Source organism: Propioniciclava sp., assembly GCF_036744435.1.
Taxonomy (GTDB): Bacteria; Actinomycetota; Actinomycetes; order Propionibacteriales; family Propionibacteriaceae; genus Propioniciclava.
On the sequence record NZ_DAIOIA010000198.1, the window covers coordinates 1 to 2,770 of the forward strand.

Consider the following 2,770-nt stretch of genomic DNA (forward strand, 5'->3'; position numbering starts at 1 on the left):
CCTCCCCAACCGGCAGGTCATCAACGAGTTGCAGCGCCAGGCCGAGGACGCGCTGCGTTCCATCCGCGACCTGGAGCGCTCCCGCTCGGCCGCCGCGATCACCGTCGCCGTCGCCCTGGGCATCGTCGGCTCGGCCTTCTTGGCCGGATCGGTGTTCGCCCTGACGGCCGGGCTGGTGATCCTGTCGGTGCCGCTGGGCGCGCTGGGGTTGCTGGGCTGGCTCGCGGGCTGGTGGTCCCACGGTCGCGTCCTGGCCCGCAAGACCGCACAGACGGCCCCCCTGATCGACGAGCAGTACGACATCGTGTTCGGGGCCAGCGAGCAGGCGTCCCGCTTGCTCGCGTGACGCCGCCGCGCCACCCCGGCGTGGGGCATCCTCGCCGGGGGTCAGGCGCGTCGGTAGCGTTCCAGGCGACGCAGGGCCGCTCCGTCGTCACGACCCATCGAGGCGGACGTCGCGTCACGACCCATCGAGGCGGACGCCGCCCCACGACCCATCCAGGCGGACGCCGCCCCACGACCCATCGGGGCAGCGATCCTTTCATGACCCATCCGGGGGTCTGCGACGTCATCGAGTGCCCGCTCGGCTGCGGCCACGTCGAGGTCCGGGCCGATGATGACGAGTTCACCCGATCCGGGCGGCTCAGCCAGGGCTGAGAGGTGGATCATGGATCCGACGAGGTGGACGACGTAACCCCGGTCGGCCCGGGGGCCTGGGACGCGCACCCGCCCCTTGATCCGGTAGGCGCCCGCGGGCGGGTGTTCCAACAGGTCGAGCAGCACACCGGGGGCGACCGGACCCCGCAGCGTCCGCGAGACCGAGCGAGCATGCGCCGACCCTGCGCGTCCGTGGCCGACGTGATGGTGGCCGACGTGGACGTGGCCGGTGCCGAGGGGGTGCCCGGTGTCGATGTCACCGGCACCGCCGCTGGGGCGGCCTGAGCCGGTGCTGACGACCTCGATGCGCTCAGACCCGTGTCCTCCCCCCTCGTCGCGGGCGCCGCTGGCCGCGGGCCACAACGGCAGCATGGGGGCCGCCTCGGTGTCGGCGGCTACGTCGAACACGAGCGTGGGATCGATGCGTCCGGCGCGGGCCGCGATGACGGTGGCGCGCGAGTTGCGCTCCCGCACCCGGCCGCGAATCCGCTCGAGGACAGCACCGCGTTCCCCGGCGGGCAGCAGGTCGGTCTTGCCGACCACGACCAGGGAGGCCGCCGCGTAGCGCAGCGGGGGCGTCGGCCAGGCGTCCACTGTGGCGAAGTGCTCCACGGCGTCCACGACGTCGATGAGGCCCGCCGGTCGGGTTCGAGACGCCGTGCTGCAGCGCAGCACGCGGGCGAGCACCGCCGGATCGGCGACCCCGCTGGCTTCGATGAGGATCGCGTCCAGGCGCAACCGCGGGTGGGCGAGCCTGCTCAGGGCGGCGTCCAGTCCCCCGGCGTCCGGCAGGCAGCACAGGCAGCCCCCGGTGATGCTGGCTGCCTGATCGATCTGGCCCGCCACCAGCGCCGCGTCGACGTTGAGGGCGCCGAAGTCGTTGATGACGACCCCGAGCCGGGCCTCCGGGGTGCGCAGCAGGTGGTTGAGCAGGCTCGTCTTGCCTGCCCCGAGGTAGCCGGTCACCGCGATGACCGGCACCCTCCCGGCGGCCACGCGCTCAGCCCTGGCGGGCCTTGAGGCGCGGGTTGCGCTTGTTGATGACGAACGTGCGGCCCCGGCGGCGCACCACCTGGGAGCCGGGCTGCATCTTCAGCGCGCGCAGTGAGTTGCGGACCTTCATGATGTTTCTCCTTGTCGTAGAGGCATCCAGGAGCGGATGCCGAGGTCGTTCAGGCGTGGGTGTCGATGGGGCCGAGCCAGGCCTCCAGGCCGTCCCAGCCGTCGTCCCAGGACCAGCCACGGGCGGCCAGTTCCTCGTCGGTGACCAGGCAGCGCGCAAAGGCCGCCTTGATGGCGTCGCGCTCGGCGTGGTCGTCGTCGATGCCGGTGATGACGATGCGGGTGAACGGGCGCTGGCCGAGATCCCATTGCTGGGTGCACCCGACGCTGGCCTGGCCGCCTGCCCCGTCCCAGACGCAGATGTCGCGGGGCCGGGTCGGCAACCAGAAACAGCCGCGGGAGCGGCGCGGCCCAGAGCCCAGGGTGGCGAGTTCCTGGGTGAACCGTTCGGGATGGAACGGCCGGTCCGAGTGCAGATCCAGCCGCCAGGCCGCCCCGTGCTCCAGCGCCGGGAGGACGCCTTCGCGCACCTCCCCGACCCACGCCTCGGTGGCCGGATGCTGGTGGACGCACGCGTCCAATGTCGCCGCGTCGAGCAGGGACAGGTCGGTGACGAGGGGGACGTGTGGTCGGGCGAGCGCGGTCAGCAGACCCGTCGCTTCGGGGCCGGGCGGTTCGCTGAGGCACAGCAGGTCGGCGTACTCCACTTGGGCGCAGGCCACCTCGGCGATCCCGCGGTCGTCGTCATCGGCCGTGGCCAGGCCGCGCTCGGCGACCAGATCCTCACCCAGCAGGTCGTCGGGCACGGTCGCCCCGTTGAGCGCGGCCACCACCGCGGCGATCCTGACGTGGGGCGCCTTGGCGGGCGCCCAGGACAGCACCCGGCAGACCTGCGTCGACTCGGCGGTGACCGGCAGGCAAGCCAGCACCGCGTCCCACCGACCGGCAGCGGCGAGCCGCTCCAGGGTCGGCACGATGTCCTCGCGGATGGCGCACGAGACGCACGCGTGCTCCAGGTCGATCGTGGTGCGTTCCAGGACGCCGGTCAGGT

The 2,770-nt window shown here is 73.0% G+C and carries 4 protein-coding genes; 1 reads left to right on the top strand and 3 read right to left on the bottom strand.

Going from position 1 to position 2,770, the window contains the following annotated elements; all coding sequences use genetic code 11:
- Window positions 1-346 (top strand): hypothetical protein (locus V7E09_RS15065; protein ID WP_324523665.1); only part of this gene is annotated, 346 nt, incomplete at its 5' end.
- Between the two features lie 41 nt (window positions 347-387).
- Here V7E09_RS15065 and V7E09_RS15070 read toward each other — a convergent pair.
- From V7E09_RS15070 to V7E09_RS15080, 3 genes are all read right to left on the bottom strand, one after another.
- Entirely contained in the window at window positions 388-1,653 is a 1,266-nt protein-coding gene (locus V7E09_RS15070; protein ID WP_324511458.1) for a CobW family GTP-binding protein, read from the bottom strand.
- A 4-nt stretch (window positions 1,654-1,657) separates the two neighbouring features.
- Window positions 1,658-1,780, bottom strand: a complete 123-nt coding sequence (gene ykgO / locus V7E09_RS15075) for a type B 50S ribosomal protein L36 (protein WP_324511457.1) — start codon at window positions 1,778-1,780, stop codon at window positions 1,658-1,660.
- Between the two features lie 49 nt (window positions 1,781-1,829).
- The coding region (locus V7E09_RS15080; RefSeq protein ID WP_324523667.1) for a CobW family GTP-binding protein at window positions 1,830-2,770 on the bottom strand (941 nt) is incomplete at its 5' end.